The sequence below is a fragment of the Jatrophihabitans cynanchi genome (assembly GCF_027247405.1).
GTDB lineage: Bacteria > Actinomycetota > Actinomycetes > Mycobacteriales > Jatrophihabitantaceae > Jatrophihabitans_B > Jatrophihabitans_B cynanchi.
Window position 1 is genome coordinate 2,441,458 of record NZ_CP097463.1, and the last position, 23,413, is coordinate 2,464,870.

Annotated in this window: 26 protein-coding genes and 2 tRNA genes; 21 read left to right on the forward strand and 7 right to left on the reverse strand. The window is 70.3% G+C overall.

Going from position 1 to position 23,413, the window contains the following annotated elements:
• Positions 1 to 126: 126 nt before the first annotated feature.
• The 9 genes from dnaN (at position 127) to M6B22_RS11945 (ending at position 8,878) form a co-directional block, all read left to right on the forward strand.
• On the forward strand, positions 127 to 1,272 hold the full coding sequence (dnaN, locus tag M6B22_RS11905; protein WP_269441766.1) for a DNA polymerase III subunit beta: 1,146 nt from the start codon (positions 127 to 129) through the stop codon (positions 1,270 to 1,272).
• A gap of 13 nt (positions 1,273 to 1,285) precedes the next feature.
• Positions 1,286 to 2,443, forward strand: coding sequence for a DNA replication/repair protein RecF (gene recF / locus M6B22_RS11910; protein ID WP_269441767.1), 1,158 nt, complete (start codon positions 1,286 to 1,288; stop codon positions 2,441 to 2,443).
• 100 nt (positions 2,444 to 2,543) lie between these two features.
• Positions 2,544 to 3,065: a DUF721 domain-containing protein gene (locus tag M6B22_RS11915; protein ID WP_269441768.1), complete on the forward strand. Its 522-nt coding sequence runs from the start codon at positions 2,544 to 2,546 to the stop codon at positions 3,063 to 3,065.
• A gap of 273 nt (positions 3,066 to 3,338) precedes the next feature.
• Complete coding sequence (gyrB, locus tag M6B22_RS11920) at positions 3,339 to 5,300, forward strand: DNA topoisomerase (ATP-hydrolyzing) subunit B (protein ID WP_269441769.1); 1,962 nt, start codon at positions 3,339 to 3,341, stop codon at positions 5,298 to 5,300.
• Positions 5,301 to 5,396: 96 nt separating this feature from the next.
• On the forward strand, positions 5,397 to 7,880 hold the full coding sequence (gene gyrA, locus M6B22_RS11925) for a DNA gyrase subunit A (protein WP_269441770.1): 2,484 nt from the start codon (positions 5,397 to 5,399) through the stop codon (positions 7,878 to 7,880).
• 4 nt (positions 7,881 to 7,884) lie between these two features.
• A complete protein-coding gene (locus M6B22_RS11930; protein WP_269441771.1) occupies positions 7,885 to 8,490 on the forward strand; it encodes a DUF3566 domain-containing protein in 606 nt (201 codons plus the stop codon).
• Between the two features lie 57 nt (positions 8,491 to 8,547).
• Positions 8,548 to 8,621: transfer RNA gene (locus M6B22_RS11935), tRNA-Ile, on the forward strand.
• 42 nt (positions 8,622 to 8,663) lie between these two features.
• Positions 8,664 to 8,786: a DLW-39 family protein gene (locus tag M6B22_RS11940; RefSeq protein WP_269441772.1), complete on the forward strand. Its 123-nt coding sequence runs from the start codon at positions 8,664 to 8,666 to the stop codon at positions 8,784 to 8,786.
• Between the two features lie 19 nt (positions 8,787 to 8,805).
• A tRNA-Ala gene (locus M6B22_RS11945) sits at positions 8,806 to 8,878 on the forward strand.
• A gap of 41 nt (positions 8,879 to 8,919) precedes the next feature.
• Here the strand turns inward: M6B22_RS11945 and M6B22_RS11950 are convergent.
• The gene (locus M6B22_RS11950) at positions 8,920 to 9,402 is read right to left on the reverse strand and encodes an SRPBCC family protein (RefSeq protein WP_269441773.1); all 483 of its coding nucleotides are present in this window, start codon (positions 9,400 to 9,402) and stop codon (positions 8,920 to 8,922) included.
• A complete protein-coding gene (locus M6B22_RS11955) occupies positions 9,399 to 9,731 on the reverse strand; it encodes an ArsR/SmtB family transcription factor (protein WP_269441774.1) in 333 nt (110 codons plus the stop codon). Before M6B22_RS11955 ends, M6B22_RS11950 begins: the two co-directional genes overlap by 4 nt.
• A gap of 354 nt (positions 9,732 to 10,085) precedes the next feature.
• On the opposite strand from M6B22_RS11955, the gene M6B22_RS11960 reads away from it, so the two are divergent.
• From M6B22_RS11960 to M6B22_RS11985, 6 genes are all read left to right on the forward strand, one after another.
• The gene (locus tag M6B22_RS11960; protein WP_269441775.1) at positions 10,086 to 12,002 is read left to right on the forward strand and encodes a S53 family peptidase; all 1,917 of its coding nucleotides are present in this window, start codon (positions 10,086 to 10,088) and stop codon (positions 12,000 to 12,002) included.
• 166 nt (positions 12,003 to 12,168) lie between these two features.
• A complete protein-coding gene (locus tag M6B22_RS11965) occupies positions 12,169 to 13,434 on the forward strand; it encodes a Mur ligase family protein (protein ID WP_269441776.1) in 1,266 nt (421 codons plus the stop codon).
• Entirely contained in the window at positions 13,431 to 14,138 is a 708-nt protein-coding gene (locus tag M6B22_RS11970) for a type 1 glutamine amidotransferase (RefSeq protein WP_269441777.1), read from the forward strand. The genes M6B22_RS11965 and M6B22_RS11970 overlap by 4 nt, the downstream gene beginning before the upstream one ends.
• 44 nt (positions 14,139 to 14,182) lie before the next feature.
• A complete protein-coding gene (locus tag M6B22_RS11975; RefSeq protein ID WP_269441778.1) occupies positions 14,183 to 14,827 on the forward strand; it encodes a hypothetical protein in 645 nt (214 codons plus the stop codon).
• 64 nt (positions 14,828 to 14,891) lie between these two features.
• Positions 14,892 to 15,419 carry a peptidylprolyl isomerase gene (locus tag M6B22_RS11980; protein ID WP_269441779.1) on the forward strand — a complete coding sequence of 176 codons (528 nt, stop codon included), beginning with the start codon at positions 14,892 to 14,894 and terminating at the stop codon, positions 15,417 to 15,419.
• Positions 15,420 to 15,516: 97 nt separating this feature from the next.
• Positions 15,517 to 16,287, forward strand: coding sequence for a rhomboid family intramembrane serine protease (locus M6B22_RS11985; protein ID WP_269441780.1), 771 nt, complete (start codon positions 15,517 to 15,519; stop codon positions 16,285 to 16,287).
• A gap of 9 nt (positions 16,288 to 16,296) precedes the next feature.
• On the opposite strand, the gene M6B22_RS11990 is transcribed toward M6B22_RS11985, so the two are convergent.
• Together M6B22_RS11990 and M6B22_RS11995 are read right to left on the reverse strand one after the other, a co-directional pair.
• Entirely contained in the window at positions 16,297 to 16,731 is a 435-nt protein-coding gene (locus tag M6B22_RS11990) for a PH domain-containing protein (RefSeq protein WP_269441781.1), read from the reverse strand.
• A 72-nt stretch (positions 16,732 to 16,803) separates the two neighbouring features.
• The gene (locus M6B22_RS11995) at positions 16,804 to 17,145 is read right to left on the reverse strand and encodes a cell division protein CrgA (protein WP_269441782.1); all 342 of its coding nucleotides are present in this window, start codon (positions 17,143 to 17,145) and stop codon (positions 16,804 to 16,806) included.
• Positions 17,146 to 17,248: 103 nt separating this feature from the next.
• On the opposite strand from M6B22_RS11995, the gene M6B22_RS12000 reads away from it, so the two are divergent.
• Genes M6B22_RS12000 through M6B22_RS12015 form a run of 4 tightly spaced genes read left to right on the forward strand, consistent with a single transcriptional unit; the run spans position 17,249 to position 19,746 of the window.
• Positions 17,249 to 17,995, forward strand: a complete 747-nt coding sequence (locus tag M6B22_RS12000) for a DUF881 domain-containing protein (protein ID WP_269441783.1) — start codon at positions 17,249 to 17,251, stop codon at positions 17,993 to 17,995.
• A gap of 10 nt (positions 17,996 to 18,005) precedes the next feature.
• Positions 18,006 to 18,938, forward strand: coding sequence for a class E sortase (locus M6B22_RS12005; protein ID WP_269441784.1), 933 nt, complete (start codon positions 18,006 to 18,008; stop codon positions 18,936 to 18,938).
• Positions 18,938 to 19,099 carry a hypothetical protein gene (locus M6B22_RS12010; RefSeq protein ID WP_269441785.1) on the forward strand — a complete coding sequence of 54 codons (162 nt, stop codon included), beginning with the start codon at positions 18,938 to 18,940 and terminating at the stop codon, positions 19,097 to 19,099. The genes M6B22_RS12005 and M6B22_RS12010 overlap by 1 nt, the downstream gene beginning before the upstream one ends.
• Entirely contained in the window at positions 19,096 to 19,746 is a 651-nt protein-coding gene (locus M6B22_RS12015) for an aminodeoxychorismate/anthranilate synthase component II (RefSeq protein WP_269441786.1), read from the forward strand. Before M6B22_RS12010 ends, M6B22_RS12015 begins: the two co-directional genes overlap by 4 nt.
• Position 19,747: 1 nt before the next feature.
• Here the strand turns inward: M6B22_RS12015 and M6B22_RS12020 are convergent, their stop codons facing one another.
• Genes M6B22_RS12020 through M6B22_RS12030 form a run of 3 tightly spaced genes read right to left on the reverse strand, consistent with a single transcriptional unit; the run spans position 19,748 to position 21,896 of the window.
• On the reverse strand, positions 19,748 to 20,326 hold the full coding sequence (locus M6B22_RS12020) for an HhH-GPD-type base excision DNA repair protein (protein ID WP_269441787.1): 579 nt from the start codon (positions 20,324 to 20,326) through the stop codon (positions 19,748 to 19,750).
• A gap of 50 nt (positions 20,327 to 20,376) precedes the next feature.
• Entirely contained in the window at positions 20,377 to 21,117 is a 741-nt protein-coding gene (locus tag M6B22_RS12025; RefSeq protein ID WP_269441788.1) for a GAF and ANTAR domain-containing protein, read from the reverse strand.
• A 38-nt stretch (positions 21,118 to 21,155) separates the two neighbouring features.
• A complete protein-coding gene (locus M6B22_RS12030) occupies positions 21,156 to 21,896 on the reverse strand; it encodes a PQ-loop domain-containing transporter (RefSeq protein ID WP_269441789.1) in 741 nt (246 codons plus the stop codon).
• Between the two features lie 16 nt (positions 21,897 to 21,912).
• Here M6B22_RS12030 and M6B22_RS12035 point away from each other — a divergent pair, with 16 nt between their 5' ends.
• Positions 21,913 to 22,959 carry a LacI family DNA-binding transcriptional regulator gene (locus tag M6B22_RS12035; protein WP_269441790.1) on the forward strand — a complete coding sequence of 349 codons (1,047 nt, stop codon included), beginning with the start codon at positions 21,913 to 21,915 and terminating at the stop codon, positions 22,957 to 22,959.
• A gap of 13 nt (positions 22,960 to 22,972) precedes the next feature.
• Positions 22,973 to 23,404, forward strand: a complete 432-nt coding sequence (locus M6B22_RS12040) for a (deoxy)nucleoside triphosphate pyrophosphohydrolase (protein WP_269441791.1) — start codon at positions 22,973 to 22,975, stop codon at positions 23,402 to 23,404.
• The last annotated feature ends 9 nt before the right edge of the window (positions 23,405 to 23,413 follow it).

The following is a 23,413-nucleotide window of genomic DNA, read 5'->3' on the forward strand; positions in this document are numbered from 1 at the left end:
AGCTGCGAAGACGATTGACGATGAACTCCCTTCAAGAACAAGAACCACAAGAGCAGACAGCAAACGCGCTGTCTGGGGACAGCCACAGCAGCGACCCGACAGCGAAGCCGTAGCGATGGAGGCACGATGAAGTTCCGGGTAGAGCGCGACGCGCTGGCCGATGCGGTCGCCTGGGCGGCCCGCAGCCTGTCCGCCCGGCCCACCGTGCCGGTGCTCGCCGGCCTGCTGCTGTCGGTCGAGGACGACGCCATCTCCATCTCCGGCTTCGACCTCGAGGCCTCCACCGAGGTCGACGTTGACGTGACCGGTGGCGAGAGCGGGCAGGCCCTGGTCTCGGGCCGGCTGCTCGCGGACATCACCAAGGCGCTGCCGCCGCACCCGGTGGACGTGGCGGTGTCCGGCTCACGGCTGTCGATCGCGTGTGGTTCGGCTCGGTTCACGCTGCCGACGATGCCGGTCGAGGAGTACCCGAAGCTGCCCGCGATGCCGAGCACCGCGGGAACCGTCGACGCCGGCGAGTTCGCGACCGCCGTCGCCCAGGTGGCCGTCGCGGCCGGCCGTGATGACACGTTGCCGATGCTGACCGGCGTCCGCCTCGAGATCGAGGGCGCCAAGCTCACCTTGGCCGCCACCGACAGGTACCGGCTCGCGGTCCGCGAGCTGACCTGGAATCCGCAGGACCCGTCCGCCGACGCGGCCCAGGTCCTGGTGCCCGCACGCACCCTCGCCGACGCGGCCAAGAGCCTCGCGCACAGCCAGAGCCTGACGATCGCGTTGTCCTCCGGCGGGGCCGGCGAGGGAATCATCGGTTTCACGGGCACCACCAGCGGGCGGGCCAGCCGCACCACCACCCGGCTGCTGGACGCCACGTTCCCCGCCTACCGCTCGCTGCTGCCCAGTGAATGGTCGTCCTCGGCCGAGGTGCCGGTCGGCCCCCTGGTGGAGGCAGTCCGGCGGGTTGCGCTCGTCGCCGACCGCAACGCCCCGGTGCGGCTGGAGTTCGCCGACGGTGCGGTCGCCCTGAGCGCCGGCGGCGATGACGAGGGTCGGGCCGAGGAGCAGCTCGAGGTGAGCTACGAGGGCGAGGCGATCACCACCGCGTTCAACCCGCAGTTCCTGCTCGACGGCCTCGGCTCGCTGTCCGCGCCGACTGCGCGGCTGCTGTTCACGTCCTCGAACAAGCCGGTCGTGCTGCGCCCCGCAGGTCCGCAGGACGGCGCTGACGGCATGGACTACACGTATCTGATCATGCCGGTCCGGCTCCCCGGCTGAGTCCGCGCGCCACATGTACGTCCGGCACCTGTCCGTCGCCGACTTCCGCAGCTGGGCATCGGCGGACGTGGCGTTCGAGCCGGGTGCGTGCGCGCTGGTCGGCTCGAACGGGCAGGGCAAGACGAACCTGGTCGAGGCGCTCGGCTACGTGGCCACGCTCGCCAGTCATCGGGTGCCGACCGACGCGCCGCTGGTGCGCACCGGCTGCGAGCGCGCGATCGTGCAGACGGCGATCGTCGCCGACGGCCGCGAATTGCGGGTCGAGCTGGAGATCAGCCCCGGTCGGGCCAACAAGGCGCGGCTCAACGGCGCGCCGGTGCCCCGTCCACGCGAGGTCCTCGGTGCGTTGCGCTGGGTGCTGTTCGCGCCGGAGGACCTGGCGATCGTGCGCGGCGACCCGAGTGAGCGGCGGCGGTTCCTGGACGAGCTGGTGGTGGCCCGCGCGCCGCGGCTGGCCGGAGTTCGGGCCGACTACGACCGGGTGCTCAAGCAGCGCGCGGCGCTGCTCAAGTCCGCCGGCGCGGCGCGGCGCAGCGGCTCGGGTAGCGACCTGCGCACCCTGGACGTGTGGGACGGGCATCTGGCCGAGCACGGCGCCCAACTGCTGGCCGCCCGGCTGCGCGCGCTACAGGCGTTGGCGCCACACGCTGCCGAGGCGTACGCGCGCGTGGCGCCGGCCGGTGCGGCCCTGGAAATGCAGTACGCCAGCTCGTTGTCCGGGTCGCTACCAGAACTGACCGCCGCCGGTGACCCGCCGGAGACCGTGGTGATCGAGGCGGCGCTGCTGGCAGAGTTGGCCCGTGTGCGGCCCAACGAGCTCGAGCGCGGCGTGAACCTCGTCGGTCCGCACCGCGACGACGTCGAGCTGCGCCTCGGTGCCCTGCCGATCCGCGGCTACGCGAGCCATGGTGAAGGCTGGTCGGCCGCGCTCGCGCTAAGGCTGGGCAGCTACGAGCTGCTGCGCGCGGACTTCCCGCGTGGTGCCGAGCCGATCCTGGTTCTGGACGACGTGTTCGCCGAGCTGGACACCGCTCGCCGTGAGCACCTGGCGCTCGTCGCGGGCAAGGCCGAGCAGGCGATCATCACCGCCGCGGTCGCCTCGGACGTGCCCGAACAGCTGGGTGGTGCGCGCTACGACGTGCACGACGGGACGGTGCGCCGTGTCCGGTGACCAGCCAGCCGATGACCTCACCCCGGCGCCGGAACCGGCACAGAACCGGGCAGAAACCCGCCCGTCGTCCACAGGCTCCGGTGGACAACCGGCACAAGCTGTGGACAACGGTGCTGTGGACGCGGTAAAAGCGGCCCTCGCGGCAGCGCAGGGAATCACCCGCGGCAAGGCGCGCCCGCACGCCAGGGGTGGCCGCCGCCGGCTGCGCGAGGAGAACCTGCGCGGCCGCACGCGCGGTGGCTACTCCGGCCCGGCGCCGGATGCCACCGACCCGCAGCGTCTCGGCGAGGTCGCGGCCGGCTACATCAGCGACCGGGGCTGGCGCCGCCCGTTGAACGAGGCCCGGGTCTTCGCCGACTGGCAGCAGATCGTGGGCACGGAAGTCGCCGCCCACTGCCGGCCGATCTCGCTCCGTGCGGGGGAGCTTCGGGTGGCCGCCGAGTCGACCGCCTGGGCGACGCAACTGCGGCTGTTGAGCGGCACGGTGCTGGCCCGGCTCGCCGCGGAGCTGGGCCCGGACGTGGTGCACAAGCTGCACTTCAGCGGCCCGAGTGCGCCGAGCTGGAAGCACGGCGGGTTCTCGGTGCGCGGTGCCCGTGGGCCGCGGGACACATACGGCTGACCATCGGCTCAGCTGGCGTTGACGTGCCGTGCGGGCGTGGGTACGTGGGGACACGTACCGACCGAGGCCAAGGAACGTCCAGGACTGATTCAGGCGCGTCTACAGCCACTTGTGTCATCCCGGTGCGGTAGACTTGGGTCGAAATCCTGGGGTCGGCGTCGGCCGGTGCAAGGTCCCACTCAGGGCACCGCGTGCACCGCTTCGTCCGCCCCTTGTTCGTGTCTGTAACTCGCCAGTCGCCGGCGTCCGTGCCGACGAGAGAGGTTCGTGCCTGTGACGCGCGTCGCCGCCAAGAATGAGTACACCGGCAGCTCCATCACCGTCCTGGAGGGGCTCGAGGCGGTCCGCAAGCGCCCCGGCATGTACATCGGGTCCACGTCCGAGCGCGGCCTGCACCACCTGGTCTGGGAGGTTGTGGACAACTCGGTCGACGAGGCCCTGGCCGGCTACTGCGATCGCGTCGAGCTCACCCTGCTCGCCGACGGGGGGGTGCGGGTCTCGGACAACGGGCGTGGCATGCCGGTGGACATGCACCCGACCCAGAAGCGGCCGACGGTCGAGGTGATCCTGACCGTACTGCACGCCGGCGGCAAGTTCGACGGCAAGGCGTACGCCGTGTCCGGTGGCCTGCACGGCGTCGGCGTCTCGGTCGTCAACGCCCTCAGCCACCGGCTCGAGGTCGAGATCGACAAGGACGGCTACCACTGGAGCCAGCCGTACGTGGACCAGAAGCCTGCCGAACCCCTCAAGCGCGGCGAGAAGACCAAGCGGACCGGAACGACCGTCACCTTCTGGGCGGACCCGAACATCTTCGAGACCACCCAGTACAACTTCGAGACCATCAGCCGCCGGCTGCAGGAGATGGCGTTCCTGAACAAGGGGCTGACCATCGCGCTGCGCGACGAACGGGCCGTCGAGGATCGGGTGAACCCGCAGGCGCCGACCGAGGTGACCTATCACTACGTCGGCGGCATCGCCGACTACATCAAGCACCTGAACGCCAGCAAGACGCCGCTGCACAAGTCCGTGATCAGCTTCGAGGACGAGGACGAGCAGGCGCGGATCTCGGTGGAGATCGCGATGCAGTGGAACGAGACCTACGCCGAGAGCGTGCACACCTTCGCGAACACGATCAACACGATCGAGGGCGGCACGCACGAGGAGGGCTTCCGGGCCGCGCTCACCACGGTCGTCAACAAATGGGCGGCCGACAAGAACATCCTCAAGAAGAACGACGACAAACTCACCGGTGACGACGTGCGTGAGGGTCTCGCGGCGATCATCTCGGTCAAGCTCGGTGAGCCGCAGTTCGAGGGGCAGACCAAGAGCAAGCTCGGCAACTCCGAGGCCAAGTCCTTCGTGCAGCGGGTCTGCAACCAGTGGCTGGCCGACTGGTTCGAGCGCAACCCCACCGAGGGCCGGATCATCGTCACCAAGGCCAGCCAGGCAGCGCGGGCCCGCAAGGCGGCGCAGCAGGCGCGCAAGCTGGCCCGCAAGAACGCCCTGGACACGATGGGTATGCCGGGCAAGCTCTCAGACTGCCGCTCGACCGACCCGAGGGAGAGCGAACTGTACATCGTCGAGGGCGACTCGGCCGGCGGCTCGGCCAAGTCCTGCCGCGATTCGATGTTCCAGGCAATCCTGCCGATCCGCGGCAAGATCATCAACGTCGAGAAGTCGCGCATCGATCGCGTCCTGAAGAACAACGAGGTGCAGTCGATCATCACCGCCCTCGGTACGGGCATCCACGACGACTTCGACCTGGCCAAGCTGCGGTATCACAAGCTGGTGCTGATGGCCGACGCCGACGTCGACGGCCAGCACATCACCACGCTGCTGCTCACCCTGCTGTTCCGGTTCATGCGCCCGCTGATCGAGAACGGGCACGTCTACCTGGCCGCCCCGCCGCTGTACAAGATCAAGTGGACGAAGGGGGGCGCCGACTACGTCTACTCCGAGAAGGAGAAGGACGTCGTCATCGCCGAGGGGCTCAAGGGCGGCCGCAAGCTGCCCAAGGACGAGGCGATCCAGCGGTACAAGGGCCTCGGCGAGATGAACGCCAAGGAGCTCTGGGAGACCACGATGGACCCGGCCAACCGGATCCTGCGCCTGGTCACGCTCGACGATGCGGCGACGGCGGACGAACTGTTCAGCGTGCTCATGGGTGAGGACGTGGAAGCACGCCGCTCGTTCATCATCCGCAACGCGAAGGACGTCAGGTTCCTTGATATCTGAGCGGATATCTGAGCGCGCGCCACTGGAGCGCAACCTGCCCGGGGCGTTGCGGCTGATCCAGTTCACGGCATGCCGGCGAGATAAGGCGATCTTCTGATGACTGACACCACCGATACCGGCAGCTTCGACCGGATCGAGCCGGTCGACATCCAGACCGAGATGCAGCGCAGCTACATCGACTACGCGATGTCGGTGATCGTCGGGCGCGCGCTGCCGGACGTGCGGGACGGCCTCAAACCAGTGCACCGCAAGATCCTCTACGGCATGTACGACTCGGGTTTCCGTCCGGACCGCAACTACGTCAAGTGCGGCCGTGTCGTCGGTGACGTGATGGGCAACTACCACCCGCACGGCGACACCGCGCTGTACGACGCGCTCGTGCGGATGGCGCAGCCCTGGTCGCTGCGCTACCCGATGATCGACCCGCAGGGGAACTTCGGCTCCCCGGGCAACGACCCGGCGGCTGCGTACCGGTACACCGAATGCCGGCTGCAGAACCTCGCGATGGAGATGCTGCGGGACATCGACAAGGAAACCGTCGACTTCATCCCGAACTACGCCGGCAACACCGTCGAACCGGTGATCCTGCCGGCTCGGATCCCGAACCTGCTGGTGAACGGTTCCGAGGGCATCGCGGTCGGCATGGCCACCAAGATCCCGCCGCACAACCTGCGCGAGGTCGCCGCCGGCGTCACCTGGGCACTGGATCACCCGGACGCCACGCCCGAGGAGCTCCTCGAGGAGCTGATCAAGCTCGTCCCCGGTCCGGACTTCCCGACCAAGGCGCTGATCGTCGGCCGGGAAGGCATCGAGGACGCCTACCGCACCGGCCGTGGCTCGGTGCGGATGCGCGCGGTCGTCACCGTGGAGGAGGACGCCAAGGGGCGCGCGATCCTGGTCGTCACCGAGCTGCCCTACCAGGTGAACCCGGATAACCTCGTCGAGTCGATGGCGCAGCTCGCCAAGGAAGGCAAGATCGCCGGCATCGCCGACATCAACGACGAGTCGTCCGACCGCATCGGCATGCGCATCGTGGTGACCCTCAAGCGCGACGCGGTGGCCAAGGTCGTGCTGAACAACCTGTTCAAGCACACCCAACTGCAGACCACGTTCGGCGCCAACATGCTGGCGATCGTCGACGGGGTGCCGCGGACGTTGCGGCTGGACCAGTTCGTCAGCTACTACGTCGAGCACCAGGTCGAGGTCATCGTCCGGCGCACCCGGTACCTGCTGGCCGAGGCCGAGAAGCGCGCGCACATCCTGCGCGGCTACCTCAAGGCCCTGGACCAACTCGACGCGGTGATCGCGCTCATCCGCCGCTCGCCGTCCGCCGACGAGGCACGGACCGGCTTGATGGAACTGCTCGAGATCGACGACGTGCAGGCCATCGCGATCCTGGACCTGCAGCTGCGCCGGCTGGCCGCCCTGGAGCGGCAGCGCATCATCGACGAGGCCGCCGAGATCGAGGCGAAGATCGCCGACCTCAACGACATCCTGGCCAAGCCGGGCCGGCAGCGGCAGATCGTCCGTGACGAGATGGGCGAGATCGTCGACAAGTACGGCGACGACCGGCGTACCAGGCTGGTCCCCTACGACGGTGACGTGTCCATGGAGGACCTCATCGCGAACGAGGAGGTCGTCGTCACGGTCACCCGCACCGGCTACGCCAAGCGGACCAAGACCGACCTGTACCGGGCCCAGCGCCGCGGCGGCAAGGGCGTGCAGGGCGCTGCGCTGCGCACCGACGACATCGTCGAGCACTTCTTCGTGACCTCCACCCACGACTGGATCCTGTTCTTCACCAACAAGGGCCGGGTCTACCGGGCGAAGGCGTACGAACTGCCCGAGGCGAACCGCAACGCCCGGGGCCAGCACGTCGCGAATCTGCTGGCCTTCCAGCCGGACGAGACGATCGCCGAGGTGATCACCCTCAAGAACTACGAGGTCGCGCCGTATCTCGTGCTCGCCACCAAGCACGGCCTGGTGAAGAAGTCCAAACTCACCGACTTCGACTCCAACCGCAGCGGTGGCGTCATCGCGATCAACCTGCGCGATGACGACGAGCTGATCGACGCCGCGCTGGTGTCCTCCGACGACGACCTGCTGCTGGTCAGCCGCAACGCGATGTCGATCCGGTTCCGCGCGGACGACGAGACGCTGCGGCCGATGGGCCGGGCCACGTCCGGTGTGTTCGGGATGCGGTTCAACTCCGGCGACGAACTGCTCGCGATGGAGGTGGTCCGGGACGACCTGGACGGGATCGAAATCTTGGTCGCGACTGAGGGCGGGTACGCAAAGCGCACCAAAATCGAGGAGTATCCGGTACAGGGGCGTGGCGGTAAGGGCGTCCTCACCGCGCGTATCGTGTCGACCCGAGGTGGGTTGGTCGGTGCCGTGGCGGTCAGCCCGAAGGATGAGATCTACGCGATCACGTCCGACGGGGTGGTCATCCGCACCAAGGCAGCGGAGGTTCGCCGGGCCCAGCGCCAGACCATGGGCGTGCGCCTGATGAACCTGCCCGAGGGCGTCAATGTGGTCGCCGTCGCCCGCAACGCCGACGAACCGGACGAGCAGGAGTAGGCGAATGACCCAGTCCCACGGGGGCCACTCGATCGGCCAGTCCGTCACGCCGGGCACCGATTTCGGCGCGACCACGGTGTCCGGCAAGGGCTGGGCGCCGGCCGAGGGGACCGCGGCGACTGCGACTGCGGCCGCCCCGCCGATCGTCTCGTCCGATCTGCACCCGCCGACCCCACCGGGTCAGCGGCCACCGGCGGGCGCCACTGCCGCTCCGCAGGCCAAGGGAGCCGGGCAACGCGGCAACGTCCGCGCGTCGCGCGGCCCGCGGCGCGCCAGGCTGCAGTTGCGGCACATCAACCCGTGGACGGTGCTGAAGTTCTCCTGCGTGCTGTCCATCGCGTTGTTCTTCGTGTGGCTGATCGTGATCGGCGTGCTGTACGGCGTGCTGGACGCCGCCGGCGTCATCAACAAGATCAACGACACGGTCACCACGATCAACGGCCAGGGCTCGAAGGATCCGGTCACCGCCGGCATCGTGTTCGGCGGCGCGGCGATCATCGGCGTGGTCAACATCGTGCTGTTCATCGCGCTGAGCACCATCGGCTCGGTGATCTACAACCTCTGCGCCGATCTGGTCGGCGGCGTCGAACTGACCCTCTCGGAGAGCTGAAACCGGCCGGTTTGGAGGGCGCATGAGTGGCCGGGTAGGCTCACTCTTCGCGTTTGCGGGCCTGTAGCTCAGACGGTTAGAGCGCATCCCTGATAAGGATGAGGCCGGAGGTTCAAGTCCTCCCAGGCCCACCGCAACCACCCATCGCGACGGCGCGGCAGGAGGATGAGGTCGTGACCAAGTCACTCGTGCTGCTGCTCGGCGCGGCCGCTGCGGCGCTTGCCGTGCTCCGCCGCCGCAAGGCCCAGGACACCACCGCACTGTGGCGCGAGGCGACCTCGGACACCTCGCGCTGACCCAACAGCTGAACAGCCCGGGGACGTAGCTCAATTGGCAGAGCACCGCCTTTGCAAGGCGGGGGTTAGGGGTTCGATTCCCCTCGTCTCCACAGCCTTGAGGCCCCGGATTTGCCGGGCTGCATGACCGTCCCTACTCGGTATCGGTGAACAGGGCGGCGTACCGGTCGAGGTAGAGCGGCCAGCCGGCGTCGCCGGCAACGCCGTCGGCGACGGCATTCCAGCCGGGTCCGTGCCGGTCGATGTGGCGGTGGACGAGCGTGACGCGGGTGCTCTCCGCGCTCTCGGCGGTGAAGGTGACCTCGACCTCGCTGGTGTTGGCGGGGTCGGTCTCGAGCTGCCAGGTCGGTCCGATGTCCCAGCTGAAGACGACGCGGGTCGGGGGGTCGTAGGCGAGGATGCGGGCCCATCGGCACTCGGTGCCGTCGGCCGCCCGGTCGTAGAGGTGGCCGCCGACCCAGGGCTCGAACCGGGTCTCGGCGATGGGCGCGCCGAGGAGGTTGTGCTCGGGCGGCTTGAAGTCGCCGAATCGTTCGGTGAATACGGTGAACGCCCGCTCGATGGCGGCCGGCACGACGATCTGGCGGTGGACCTCGGTGGCGGTCTTCTCGGTCATGGCTTCTCCTCGTTCGGGTGATCCGGGGCGTCGATAGCGTCGGAGTAGGCGGCCAGCGTGCGGGACCAGAACGTGTCGAGCTGGTCGCGCAGGGCGCAGACACCGGCCGGGTTGAGGCGGTAGATCCGCCGGGCGCCGGCGGCCTGCTCGAAGACCAGGCCGGCGTCCTTGAGCACCTTCAGGTGCTGGGACACGGCCGGTCGGCTGACGGGCAGCCGTTCCGACAGCTCGCCGACCGCCAGTGGACCGGCCGCGAGGTGCTCGACGATGGTGCGGCGGGTGTGGTCGCCGAGGACCGTCCACTCGTCGTCCGACCGGTAAGTGTCCACGAACGGTAAGTGTTAACTTACGGACTGGGGTCTGTCAACCACCGGTCGACACTGCACCCTGGGCTGGTACTCGATCTCAACCGGCACCAGACGACACCGCCCCGGCCCGGCGTCTGTCCTGCGATCGTGGTGCCCGCGGCCCGCAATCGCATGACAGAGCGCGCGCCGCCTTCGGTCAGCCGCGCACATTGCCCGCGCACAGGATTCACATGGCCACTCGTTGCGCGGCAGGAAGCAGACAGTTGCGCGCACTATTCGCTGCACGGTCGCGCCCCTAGCGTTGTGGCGTGCCGTAGCCCGGGCCCGAAACCGCCGGCCCCCGCACAGCCATCCATCACAAGTGGAGGTATCTGCATGCCCAAACGCCACGTCGCCGCCGCGCTCGGCGCAGTGTCGGCGCTCGTCGCCGGAATCCTGGCCGCATCGCCAGGAGCAGAGGCGGCACCCGCCGCGAAGGTCATCCCCAACACCGCGCCCAGTTGGGTCGGCCACGCTCAGCACCTCGGCCACGCCAGCACGAAGGCCCGCGTCCAGGCCAAGGTCTACCTCGCGCCGCGCGGCGGCCTGGCCGCCCTGCAGCGCGCCGCACTTGCGGTGTCGACCCCCGGCAGCGCCACCTACCGCCAGTTCCTGAACCCGGCGCAGTACCGCGCCCAGTACGCCCCGACCCGGCAGACCGTGGCCGAGGTCGAGTCGTGGCTGCGCTCGTCCGGGCTGAAGGTCACCGGCGTCGAGTCGCACTACCGCTACATCTCGGTCAGTGGCACCGCCGCGGCGGCCAAGCGGGCCTTCGGCGCGACGATCGACCGCTATCGGCACGACGGGCAGACGGTCCAGGCACCCAGCCGTACGCTCACCGCCCCCGCGTCCGTCGGTGCGGCCGTCCTCACCGTCACCGGGCTGGACACCACCGCGCACAAGGTCGAGCCGACCAACGTCAAGGCGCAACTGCCGCCGCCGGCAGGTTTCCGTAACGCGCGGCCGTGCTCGACCTACTTCGGCCAGTTGAAGGCGAAGACCCAGGCGGACTTCCACACCCCGTTGCCACAGTTCGACGGCAAGTACCTGTCCTACGCGCCGTGCGGCTACACCGGCCCGCAGTTCCGTGCCGCCTATGAGGGCAACACCACGCTGGACGGTCAGGGCGTCACGGTCGCGATCACCGACGCGTTCGCCGCGCCGACGATCTTCAACGACGCCAACAAGTACGCCGAGAACCACGGCGACGGCGCGTACCGGGGTGGCCAGTTCAGCCAGTGGACCGCGGGCAAGTTCCGGCACGTCGCCGAATGTGGCGGCAACGGCTGGTACGGCGAGGAGACGCTGGACGTCGAGGCCGTGCACGCCATGGCACCGGCCGCGAACATCATCTACTACGGTGCGGCCAGCTGCTACGACAACGACCTGCTGGCGGCGCTCGCCCAGGCCGTCGACGACAACGCCGCGCAACTGGTGACCAACTCCTGGGGCGAGGTCGAGGAGGGCGAGAGCTCGGACTCGATCGCGGCGTACGAGCAGGTCTTCCTGCAGGGCGCGATGCAGGGCATCAGCTTCATGTTCTCCTCCGGTGACAACGGTGACGAACTGGCGAACTCGGGCATCAAGCAGGCCGACTACCCGACGTCCGACCCGTACGTGACCAGCGTCGGCGGCACGTCCGCCGCCATCGGTGCGGACGGCAGCATGAGCTTCGAGACCGGCTGGGGAACCGTGAAGTACAGCCTGTCGGCGGACGGCCAGTCATGGAACCCGGTCGGGTACCTGTACGGCGCCGGCGGCGGGACGTCCTCGCTGTTCAACCAGCCGGCCTACCAGGCGGGCGTGGTGCGCAGCTCGTACCGGACCGTGCCGGACGTCGCGATGGATGCCGACCCGAACACCGGCATGCTGGTCGGTGAGACGCAGACCTTCCCGGACGGCAAGTACTACGACGAGTACCGCATCGGCGGCACGAGCCTGGCCTCGCCGCTGTTCGCCGGGATGACCGCGCTCAGCTTGCAGAACGCAGGCGGCGGGGTGGGGCTGCTCAACCCGGTGATCTATGGCAACGCGACGAGCGGGGTGTTCAACGACATCAAGGGCACGGCCAAGCAGGCCGGCGACGTCCGGGTCGACTTCGCCAACGGGGTCGACGCGACCGGCGGGCTGCTGTACTCGGTACGCACCTTCAACCAGGACTCGAGCCTGCAGGTGCGCAAGGGCTGGGACAACGTGACCGGGCTCGGCACGCCGAACGGTGGCTGGCTGACCGCGATCGCGCCACCCACATGAGCCGTCCCGCTTCCCCCATCCAGTAACCAGCTACGTCCCGCTCCCCCCACCCAGTAACCAGATCCGGGCCCCGGATCTCGGCACTGGGTGGGGGGAGCGGCGGCGTGTTGGGAACCGGGTGGGGGAAGGCGGGTCGGAAGGGCCGGCAGGTACCGTGGGCGGCATCATGAACGTGCTCGCGATCTGGCTGGGCAAGCTCACCCTGCTGGCGCTGCGAGCTATCGGACGGCGGGGCAACGCGCTGCCCGGCCTGGTGGTCGAGAAGCTGTTCCCGCACTTCCTCGCCCACGCGATGGCCACCCTGCCCGAGGGCGTCGTGGTGGTCACCGGCACGAACGGCAAGACCACCACCACCAAGATGCTGGCTACCCTGCTCGGCGAGCGTTACCGGGTGCTCACGAACGACACCGGCAGCAACTTTGTCCGCGGCGCCATCACCGCTACCTGCGAGCACGCCGGTTGGAGCGGCCGGCTGCCCTACGACGTAGCGGTCTTCGAACTGGACGAGGCCTGGGCGGTCCGCTTCGTGGCGCTCGTCCCGCCCCGCCGGGCCCTGCTGCTCAACGTGATGCGCGACCAGCTGGACCGCTTCGGTGAGATCGACACGACGGCGGGCCTGCTGAGCCAGGTCGCCGCCGCGACGACCGGCCACCTGGTGCTCAACCGCGACGACGAGCGCGTCGCGGCGCTGGCCGCCCGGACCTCCGCGCACGTGTCGTACTACGGCGTGGCAGCCGACCTGCGCAGTGTCTTCCCGAACGACGAGGAGCTGTACGGCGGCGAGATCCGGGTGTCGACGCTGCCGGCCGACGCGGAGCTGCGCGCGTTGCCGCACGACACGGATCCGGCCACCGTGCTCGCGATCGGCGGTGAGATCCGCAGCGTGCGGCTGCGCGCGGAAGGGGCACACAACGCGCAGAACGCGGCCGGGGCCGCGGCGGTGGCGCTCACCTTCGGGCTGTCCGCCGACGAGGTGGTGAGCGGTCTGACGAAGGTGGAGCCGGCTTTCGGGCGGGGCCAGTCGTTCACGGTCGACGGGCGGCGCCTCGTGCTGCAACTGGTGAAGAACCCGGCGGGTTTCCGGCAGAGCCTGCGCACGCTGGACACCGGCCGGTCGGCCGATGCCGTGGTAATCGCGATCAACGACGAGTACGCCGACGGCCGCGACGTCTCGTGGCTGTGGGACGTCGACTTCGCCGGGCTGGACACCCGCGCCGCACGGCTGTCGACCGCGGGCACCCGGGCTGCGGACATGGCGGTGCGGCTGCGCTACGACGACGTCACGGTGGCCGAGGTCGAGGCCGACCTGGAGAAGGCGGTGCGCTCTGCCGTCGAGGCCGCGCCCGCGGACGGGCTGGTGGTCGTGTTCAGCACGTACACCGCGATGTGGACGTTGCACGCGATCCTGCAACGGATCGGGACCCCGACGTGAAGCTGATCCACCTCTACCCGCGCGAGATGAACATCTACGGAGATACGGGCAACGTCCTCGTACTGCGCCGCCGGCTGATGTGGCGCGGGCTGCCGGTCGAGGTGGTGCCGGTGAGCATCGGCGACCGGTTGCCGCACGACGCGGACATCCTGCTCGGTGGCGGCGGGCAGGACGCCGCCCAGGGCGAGATCGGCGCCGACTTCGCCTCGCGCGGCGCCGAATTGCGGGCGATGGCCGACGACGGCGTGGTGATGCTGGCGATCTGTGGCAGCTACCAGATGCTCGGGCACGAGTTCATCACGCACGACGGGCAGCGCATCGCCGGCGTCGGCGTGCTCGATGTGATCACGCGGGGGCAGGCCGAGCGGCTGATCGGCAACAACCACGTCGACACCCCGGACGCCGGCCGGCTGGTCGGCTACGAGAACCACAGCGGGATGACCGAACTCGGTCCCGGCGTACGGCCGCTCGGGCGCACCGCGATCGGGCGGGGCAACAACGGCCGCGACCACACCGAAGGCGCGGTCCGCGACAACGTGATCGGCACCTACCTGCACGGCCCGGTGCTGGCCAAGAGCCCGCGCTTCGCCGACTCGCTGCTGCAGCGCGCGCTGCGCCGGCGCGGCGCGGACGTCGAACTGGAGCCGCTCGATGACACCCTGGCCGAGCAGGCGGCCTCGGTCGCGGTGCGCCGGCCACGCTGACCTCGCGCGGCGCGGGACCTGGTGATCGCCTAGGCTCGCCGCTCATGAGAGCGGCGCTCGGACTCCTCGCGGTGTGCGCGGCCGCCCTGGGTGCGTGCTCCTCGTCCGCCACCGATTCGCCGGTGGTCCAGGACAGCACGCAGACGCGGACGGTGACGCGCACCGCGACCGCGCAGCCCACGTACCTGCCGCCACCGGCGCGCACGGTCACACCGCAGCCGCCCGGCTCGAGGCTGCCGCGCGGCGAGGTGGAGCGGGCCTGCCCGTACATCGCGTCCACCCCGCAGGAGAACGCGCAGCACAACGTCGCCGACATCGAGGGCGATCACGTGTACCGCACCACCGTGCTCACCGACCTCGCGCCGGTCGGCTGCCGGTTCTACTTCTACGCCGGCCCGTACGAGGCGATCGCCGACATCGTCCCGCGCACCTTCGACTCCGCGCTTGCCGCGCACAACGCGATGGTGCTGACCGCGCAGCGCACCGGCAGCCAGGCCAGCGGCCGGAGCGACATCGTGCCCGGTGTGGACGCGGTGCTGTTCCGGACGAAGTTCTTCGGCCCGGACGGTGCCCGCGACTGGGCCTGCGCGTTCGCCAAGGGCAAGGTGATGGTGGTGGTGCACACCCAACGCACCGACCAGTCGGTGAGTGCTTTGGAGCTGGCGAAGGCGATCGCGTCGAAGTTCTGAACACGGCGGCGTGGCAGGATGGCGCAGACCAGCACCATGGCCAGCCACGCACAAGGGAGCCGTCTTGTCCGCGACCCAGATCGCCGTCCTGCACACCAGCGCCGGAGACATCCGCGTCAACCTGTTCGGCAACCACGCGCCGAAGACCGTGCGCAACTTCGTGGAGCTCGCCGAAGGATCGCGCGAGTGGACGCACCCCGGCACCGGTGCGAAGTCGACCGCGCCGCTGTACGACGGGACGATCTTCCACCGGGTCATCGAGGGCTTCATGATCCAGGGCGGCGACCCGCTCGGGCAGGGCTTCGGCGGTCCCGGCTACCAGTTCGGCGACGAGTTCCACCCCGAGCTGTCCTTCGACCGGCCGTATCTGCTGGCGATGGCCAACGCCGGGCCGGGCACGAACGGCTCGCAGTTCTTCATCACCGTCGGGCGCACCCCGCACCTGAACCGAAAGCACACCATCTTCGGCGAGGTCGCAGACGCAGACAGCCGCGCGGTGGTCGATGCGATCGCGACCACCGCCACCGGGCGCGGCGACCGCCCCGTCCAGGACATCACCATCAACTCGGTCAGCATTGAACCAACCGAGTGACCCCTCGGGTCCGCCGGTAGCGACCTGCTACCGGCACCCGAATCGGGAGGCGCTGGTCCGCTGCACGCGGTGTGATCGGCCGATCTGCCCGGAGTGCATGCGGCAGGCGGCCGTCGGCTTCCACTGCCCGGACGACGCGAGCCTGGGCGCGCGCAGCATCCCGAGGCAGCGCACGTCCGTCGGTGCCCGGCTGCGCGAATCGGCGCCGGTCGTGACCATCGCGCTGATCGTCCTGAACGTGGCGGCCTACCTGTACACCGGCGCGAAGTCGCCGGGCGGCCTGGACCGGCCGTACGCCGCCCGGCTGTTCCTGGACTGGCAACTGCAGCCGGACGTGGTCTACCACCACGACGAGTACTACCGGCTGCTCACCTCGGCGTTCCTGCACGTCAGCCTGCTGCACATCGGGGCGAACATGCTCGCGCTCGGCGTGATCGGGCCGCCGCTGGAACGGCTGCTCGGCCGCACCCGGCTGCTCGCGCTCTACCTGCTCGGCGCGCTGGGTGGCTCGGCCGCGATCTTCGCCTTCGGCACGGCGGAGCAGCCGGTGGTCGGGGCGTCCGGCGCGATCTTCGGGTTGTTCGCGGCGAGCCTGGTGCTGGTGCGCCGGCTCGGCCTCGACCCGCAGTGGCTGATCGGGATCATCGTGCTCAACTTCGTCTTCACCTTCTCGGTGCGTGACATCTCCAAGCTCGGGCACCTCGGCGGCTTCGTCACCGGCGGGCTCGCGGCGCTCGCGATAGCGGGTTGGCCGACGGTGCGCACCCGGCTGGCGACCGGTCGTCAGGTCGCCGGGCTGGCCGCGGTCGCCGCCGTGGTGGTGCTGGTCGTCGCGTTGCGCAGTGCGACCGGCGCCTCGTCGTTCTGAACCGGAGGATCAGTCCGGCCGGCAGGCACGCACCAGCGCGGCCACCTGCTCCGGATCGGCACCCAGGGCGCGACGGCTGAACACGACCAGGTGCGGCCCGGCGTCGATCTCCAGGGTGCGCGAGCGCAGGCCGAGCCGATCGCGCACGTCGGCCCGCACGTCGTCAACCTGCTCCCATGGCAGCCGCAGGTGGGTGAAGGGCGTGCGCAGCTCCAGGCCGTGCGCGTCGGCGGCCAGGCGCGGCCAGCACAGCAGGTCGATCAGCGCGTAGCCGAGCAGCACCGCAGCGGCGCCGGCGAACAGCAACCGGCCGGCCGGATCACCCGTCAGGGCTGCGGCACCCACGGCCAGAACGCAGAGCAACCCGGTCAGCGCCGTCAGCCGGTGGTCCGGGCCGAAGTGCAACCGGACCCGGCGCGGCGGGCCCATCCGTTCGTTGTCCACAGAGTTGTCCCCAGCTGGGGATGAGTTACAGCCGTGTAATCACAGGCGTGGACAATGCTGTGGACGCCCGGCTCAGCGCCACTTGACGGCCATGACCAGGCCGACGAGCATCACGCCGAAGCCGACGGCGAAGTTCCACGAGCCGAGGTCGGCCATCACCGGCACGTGTGGCGACGTGCCGCTGCTGGTGAGGTAGTACACGACCAGGTAGGCGAGCCCGATCAGCATGACCGCGGACATGACGATCGGGTACCAGCTCGGGCTAGGGGCAAGCTGCTTCGAGCTCGCGTGCAGCGCCTCGGCCCGCACCGGGGCGTCGTTCTTCTTGCGGACCTTGGACTTGGGCACGTCGATCTCCTGCTCGAGCATCGCCCGGGCAGCCCCCGGACGGGTGACCACGAGTGCGGGCCACACCGGTTAGCGTAGTCGGCGACCCCGATTCGCCCCAGCGACAGCCGGGCGGGGGGAATCGCCCGGGACGAAAGCCCGGACCCGAGCTCGGAAGTGAGGTGCGGTGGTGGGCAGGCTGAGCGGACGGCCCGGCGGGCGCGGCCCATGGCGGGTGCTCGTCCCGGTCGTCTGCCTCGTCGCCGGGCTCGGCTTCGCCGCGAGCGCCCGTGACTCGCGCGGCACCGACCTGCGCCCGGCCGGCACCGCCAATCTCACCGATCTGGTGCGCACGGCCGAGCGGCGGGTGCAGCAGGCCGACGCGGTGCTGGCCGGGCTGCAGCGGCAGGTCTCCGCAGCCGCCGTGGGGGCCGGCCGCGCGGACCATCGCGTCGCCGAGGCCCAGCAACAGGTGACCCCGCTGAAGGCGCCGGCCGGCCTGACTCCGGTCACCGGCCCGGGGATCGTCGTGGTGCTCGACGACGCTCCGCAGTCCGCCGACTCGGCCGGCGTGGATCCGAACCAGCTCGTCGTGCACCAGTCCGACCTGCAGGCGGTCGTGAACGCGCTCTGGGCCGGCGGCGCGGAGGCGATGAGCATCGCCGGGCAACGGATGATCGCCACCAGCGCGGTGCGCTGTGTCGGCAACACGCTGCTGCTGAACGGTGAGGTGTACTCGCCGCCGTTCCGGGTCGCCGCGATCGGGCCGTACCGGCCGATGGAGAAGGCGCTGGACGCCTCCCCCGGGGTGAAACTGTTCCAGCAGGCTGCCGGCTATTACGGCCTCGGCTACACCACTGAGTCACAGGCCGCGCTGCGGCTGCCCGCCTACCGTGGCACGATTGGGCTCGCCTACGCGCGGGCGGGGACGAAGTGAGGCCGAACCAGTGAGCGAGCAGACGCACACCGCGTCGGTCGGTGACGTCCCACCGCTCGTCCCGCCGACCGGTCCGCCGCCGGGCGGCGGCGATGACCCGGACGACAGCCACCGCCGCTCGTCCTTCGGGGACAAGGTGCGCTTCGTGGTCCGCGGCATCGGGCAGACGCTGATCACCGCGGGCGTCGTCGTGCTGCTGTTCGTGGTCTACGAGGTCTACATCACCAACTTCTACGCGCACCGCGCCCAGCACCGGGTGCACACCGCACTCGAGCAGCAGTGGGAGCAGGGCACCGACGTGCTGGCGCTGCCGCAGGGCGAGTTGCGCAAGCTGGACGGGCACGGGATCGCGAACCTGTACATCCCGCGCTTCGGCACGGACTACGCGTGGACGGTGGTCGAGGGCACCAACGACGCCGACCTGGAGAAGGGGCCGGGCCACTACCCGAACTCGCAACTGCCCGGCCAGCTCGGCGACTTCGCCGTGGCCGGCCACCGCGTCGGCAAGGGCGAGCCGTTCCTCAACCTGGACAAGCTGCGGGCCGGTGACGCGGTCGTCGTCGAGACCCAGACCACGTGGTTCGTGTACTGCGTGATCGGCGCCGGCAACGACAACCGCTCCTGCTCCCCCGGCGCCCGTGGTGCGAGCCTGTCGAACGTGGACGCGAACAAGGTGCCCGGCCGCGAGATCGTCAGCCCGAGCGCCGGGCAGGTCGTGCTGCCGGTCCCGAACGATCCGGGCGCGACCCGGCCGTACCGCACCGGCTACCTGACGATGACCACCTGCCACCCGAAGTTCACCGCGAACCAGCGGATGATCGTGCACGCCGTGCTGGACGCGCAGTACCCGCGCGGGATCGCCAAGCACAAGGCCGCGAACGGCAAGTACAGCACCGCGATCCCGGCCCCGATCAACGCCCTCTACACCCAGGTCGGTCACTGATGTACGTATGGATCTGGCGGCACCTACCCGGCACGTTGCCGCTGAAGCTGCTGCAGACCTTGCTGCTTCTCGCGGCGGTGTGCGCGCTGCTGCTGTTCGTCGTGTTCCCCTGGATCGAGCCGCACCTGCCGATCAACGACGTCACGGTGCCCGGCCAATGACCACCCCGCGGATCCTGGTCGTCGACAACTACGACAGCTTCGTCTACAACCTGGTCCAGTACCTCGGGCAACTGGGCGCCGCGGTCGACGTGCGGCGCAACGACGAACTCGTCCCGCAGGATGTGGACGGCTTCGACGGGGTGCTGATCTCACCCGGGCCGGGCACCCCGCAGGACGCCGGCCTCTCGATGGCGATCGTGTCCGAGTGCGCCACCCGCCGGTTGCCGCTGTTCGGCGTGTGCCTCGGGCACCAGGCGATCGGCGCGGTGTTCGGCGCGCCGGTGGTGCGCGCGCCGGAGTTGCTGCACGGCAAGACGAGCGCGGTGCTGCACGACGGCACCGGGGTGCTCGCCGGTTTGCCGTCGCCGTTCACCGCGACGCGCTACCACTCGCTCGCCGTCGAGCGTGCCGCGCTACCGGCCGAGATCGTGGTCACCGGCTGGACCGACTCGGGCGTGGTGATGGCGTTGCGGCACGCGGAGTTGCCGATCGACGGCGTGCAGTTCCACCCGGAGTCGGTGCTCACCCAGGGCGGGCACCGGATGCTGGCGAACTGGCTGACCCGCTGCGGCGCCACGGTGGACGACGCGCTGGTGTCGCGGTTGGGTGCCGAGGTCGAGTCGCTGCGCGAAAGCGCCTTCGCCTGAGTCAGCCGCCGGCGGCGGCGTGCGCCTGCGCGGCGGCTTTGGCCTGCTGCTTGAACGCGCGCACCGCCTTGAGCGATTTCGCGTCCACCACGTCGGCCACCGAGCGCAGCGCGCCCGCTACCCCGTAGTCACCCGCGGCCTCGCGCCAGCCACGCGGGCGGACGCCGAACTGCTTGCCCAGCAGTGCGGTGAAGATCTTGGCCTTCTGCGGGCCGAAGCCGGGCAGGGCGCTGAGCCGCCGCACGAGTTCGCTGCCGGAACCAGCCCCCGTCCAGATCGCGGCCGGGTCGCCGTCGTAGCCCTCGACGATCGCCTGCGCGAGGGCCTGCACCCGCTTGGCCATCGCGGCCGGGAAGCGGTGCAGTGCCGGCGGCTCACGGAAGATCGCCTCCAGGCCGGCCGGGTCGTGCTCGGCGATGGCCCGGGCGTCCAGCGCACCGCCGAGGCGCTCGCGCAGCACCTCAGGTGAGGTGAATGCCTTTTCCATCGGTATCTGCTGGTCGAGCAGCATGCCGACGAGCAGGGCCAGCGGGCTGTCGTCCAGCAGGCGGTTGGCTTGCGGGGTGCTCGCGAGGTACATGCGGTGATCCCATCACACCGAGCGGCTCACATCGAGTGCCATGACGGCGGTCAGTCGCGGTGGCGTGATTCCGGCAGCGGTGGCAGCTCCAGCTCGCCGGACTCGATGACGTCCTCGGCGATCGCGATCAGCTTGCGGTGCCGGCTCTGGCTGGCGATTCGCAACAGGTCGAAGGCCTGCTCGTCGGTGACGCGGTAGCTGGCCATCAGCACGCCAATCGCGGTGCCGATGCGGCGGCTGTTCACCAGCGCCTGCTCGAGGTTGTCGATCTTGTCCTGGCGGCGTGCCGCGGTGTGCGCGAGCGCGCCGTGCGTGGCGAGCAGGACCGCGGTCGTCTGGTCGGTCTCGTCGAATGCGTCGAGTTCGGCGGAGTACAGGTTGAGGCCGGCGAGCAGGTCGTCGTTCTCCAGGTACAGCCGGACGGACAGCATGCTGTGAATGCCGAACTCCGCGGACGCCCGCCGGCCGAACTCCGGCCAGGTGCGGTCGTGGGCGAGGTCGCCGACGCGGTAGGTGGTGTCGGCGAGGATCGCGTCGACGCACGGGCCGGAGCTGAGTTCGTACTGGATCGCGTCGACCCGCAACGGCAGCTCACTGGTGGCGGCGATCGTCTCGAACTTGCCCTTGCGCCCCCGGCTGATCGCCGCGTGCTGGGCCGCCGGGATCGACTCGAAGGCCCGCCGGCTGATCGTCTCCATGACCTCGTCGACGGTGCGCAGCGAGTTGAGCTCACGCCCGAACCCGGAGAACAGCCCCGCCAGCGCCGCCGGGTCGTGCTGTGCTCGGCTCACGTCGTCTCCCTCCCGATGGCCGCGTGGACGGGGCGACGCTACACCCGCGAATCGCCCGCGGTGGCGAGCGCCATGGCAGCCGGTGCGCCGGTGCGGCCCGCGGCCGTGGTTGCCGGGCGTCGCCGCAACTCGACGGCGAGGATCACCAGCGCGCTGGTGAGGGTGACGGTCGCCGCGACGGTGACGGCGAGGTCGTGCAGCACGAGCGCGTAGAACAACCAGGCGGCCTGCGAGGCACAGCGCATCAGCCAGGCACTGATCGACACCGCTGAAGGCACGTGCGCCGGCCGGGTGAGCGAGGTGATCAGTTGCGGCCAGGACGACACCAGTCCGATCGCGAACGCCAGCAGCCCGAGCAGCGTGGGCGGCGCCACGGCTGCGACGGCGCCGACCACGGCGAGCAAGGCGGCGAGCCGGGCTGCCCGGGTCCGCGGCGCGGTCACGCTCGGCACGAGCAGCGCGATCAGGACCGCGCCGCTGACGATCACCACGTTGCCGGGGATCTGTGGCAACTCGCGGGCACGGATGCCGTACAACAGCCAGGTGCTGCACGAGATCGCGGTGAGCGACCAGGACAGCGCCGATACGCCCGGCATGGCGCGGTTGCGCACGGTACGGGCGATCTGCGGGATCACCATGCCCATGCCCAGCGCAGCACCCAGATAGCCTGAGCCCACTGCCAGGCTGTGCAGATCGGGGATACCGGGCAGTAGCTGTATCGATACAGAAGCGTGCACGACTGTAACGATACAGTCAGCCACCAAATCGAGTGCGAGCACCACGAGAGGACAGCCGATGCCGGAAGGCCGGCCCACGCTGGATACGGTCGCCGCCGAGGCGGGGGTGTCCCGGATGACCGTGTCCAACGCGTACAACCGTCCCGATCAGCTGTCCCCGCAGACCCGCGAGCGGGTGCTCGCCGCAGCGGTCAGGGTCGGTTACGCCGGCCCGGACCCGACCGCCGCGTCGCTGCGGCGTGGCAACACCGCGACAGTCGGTGTCGTGCTCACCGAGCAGCTGCCGTACGCGTTCGCCGACCCCGGCATGGTCACGATCCTGCACGGCATCGCGGCCGAGCTGAGCGCGGCAGGGCACGCGCTGCTGCTGGTTCCCGCGGCCGGCCCGGGCAACAGCGAGCCGGGGGCGCTGCTGCGCCGCGTCATGGTCGATGCCCTGATCCTGTGTTCGATCGCGCCGGACGACCCGGCCGTGAGTGCCGCCCTGGACCGGCAGCTGCCCCTCGTCATGGTGGGCAGCCCGAAGCTGCCGAAGGTACCCAATGTCGGTGCGGACAACCACTCGGCAGCCGCCCTCGTCGCCGAGCACCTGTACCGGCTCGGGCACCGCCGCGTCGCGGTGCTGACCCACCAACCGCACAGCGGAACGGGTCCGCGGCGCCCTGGCTTCCAGAGCCGCACCGAGGGGTTCCGCGCCGCGTTGCTCGAGCGCGGCGTACCTGTCGACCACGTGACCGTGCACTCGGCGGAACGAAACGACCGCGACGCCGGTGCGGCGGCCGCGGCCGAACTGCTCGCCGTCTCGCCGCGCCCCACCGCCATCTTCGCCGTCACCGACATCCTCGCACTCGGCGTGATCGATGCCTCGATCGCGGCCGGCATCGCGGTCCCGGACGAGCTCTCGGTGGCCGGCTTCGACGACATCCCGGCCGCCGCAACGAACGTCCCGTCGCTCACCACGGTCGCGCATGCGCTGTACGAGCAAGGGGTCGCGGCAGCCCGGTTGGCACTGCGGCGGATCGCCGGCGAGCGCGTGCGGCCGCCCCGGCTCCCGGCCGAACTGGTCGTCCGGGGCAGTACGGCACGCGCGGCTCGGGCGCAGTGAGGCTAGGACGTACGTGACGCGGGGCAGCGGCTGCGACCGGCGGGGCACGGGGCCGGCTGACCTGCCGGTCGTGGTGGGCGCGGCGATCGTGCGCGCCGGCTCGGTGCTGGCGGCCAGGCGCTCCGCGCCGCCCGCCCTGGCCGGTCGCTGGGAGTTCCCCGGCGGCAAGGTCGAGGACGGCGAGTCGGACGCCGACGCGCTCACTCGGGAGTGCCGCGAGGAGCTCGGCGTCGACGTCGAGGTAGGGACGCAGCTGGCACGGGCGACCGTGCGTGACGTGCTGGAGCTGCGGGTCTACCGGTGCACGCTGCGCGCCGGCGAGCCGGTGGCGCTGCAGGATCACGACGAACTGCGCTGGGTCGGGGCGAGCGAACTCGGCGGGCTGGACTGGCTGCCTGCCGACCGCCCGGCGGTCGCCGCCGTCGGTCCGCTGCTCGGACCCTGAGCGCCCTTG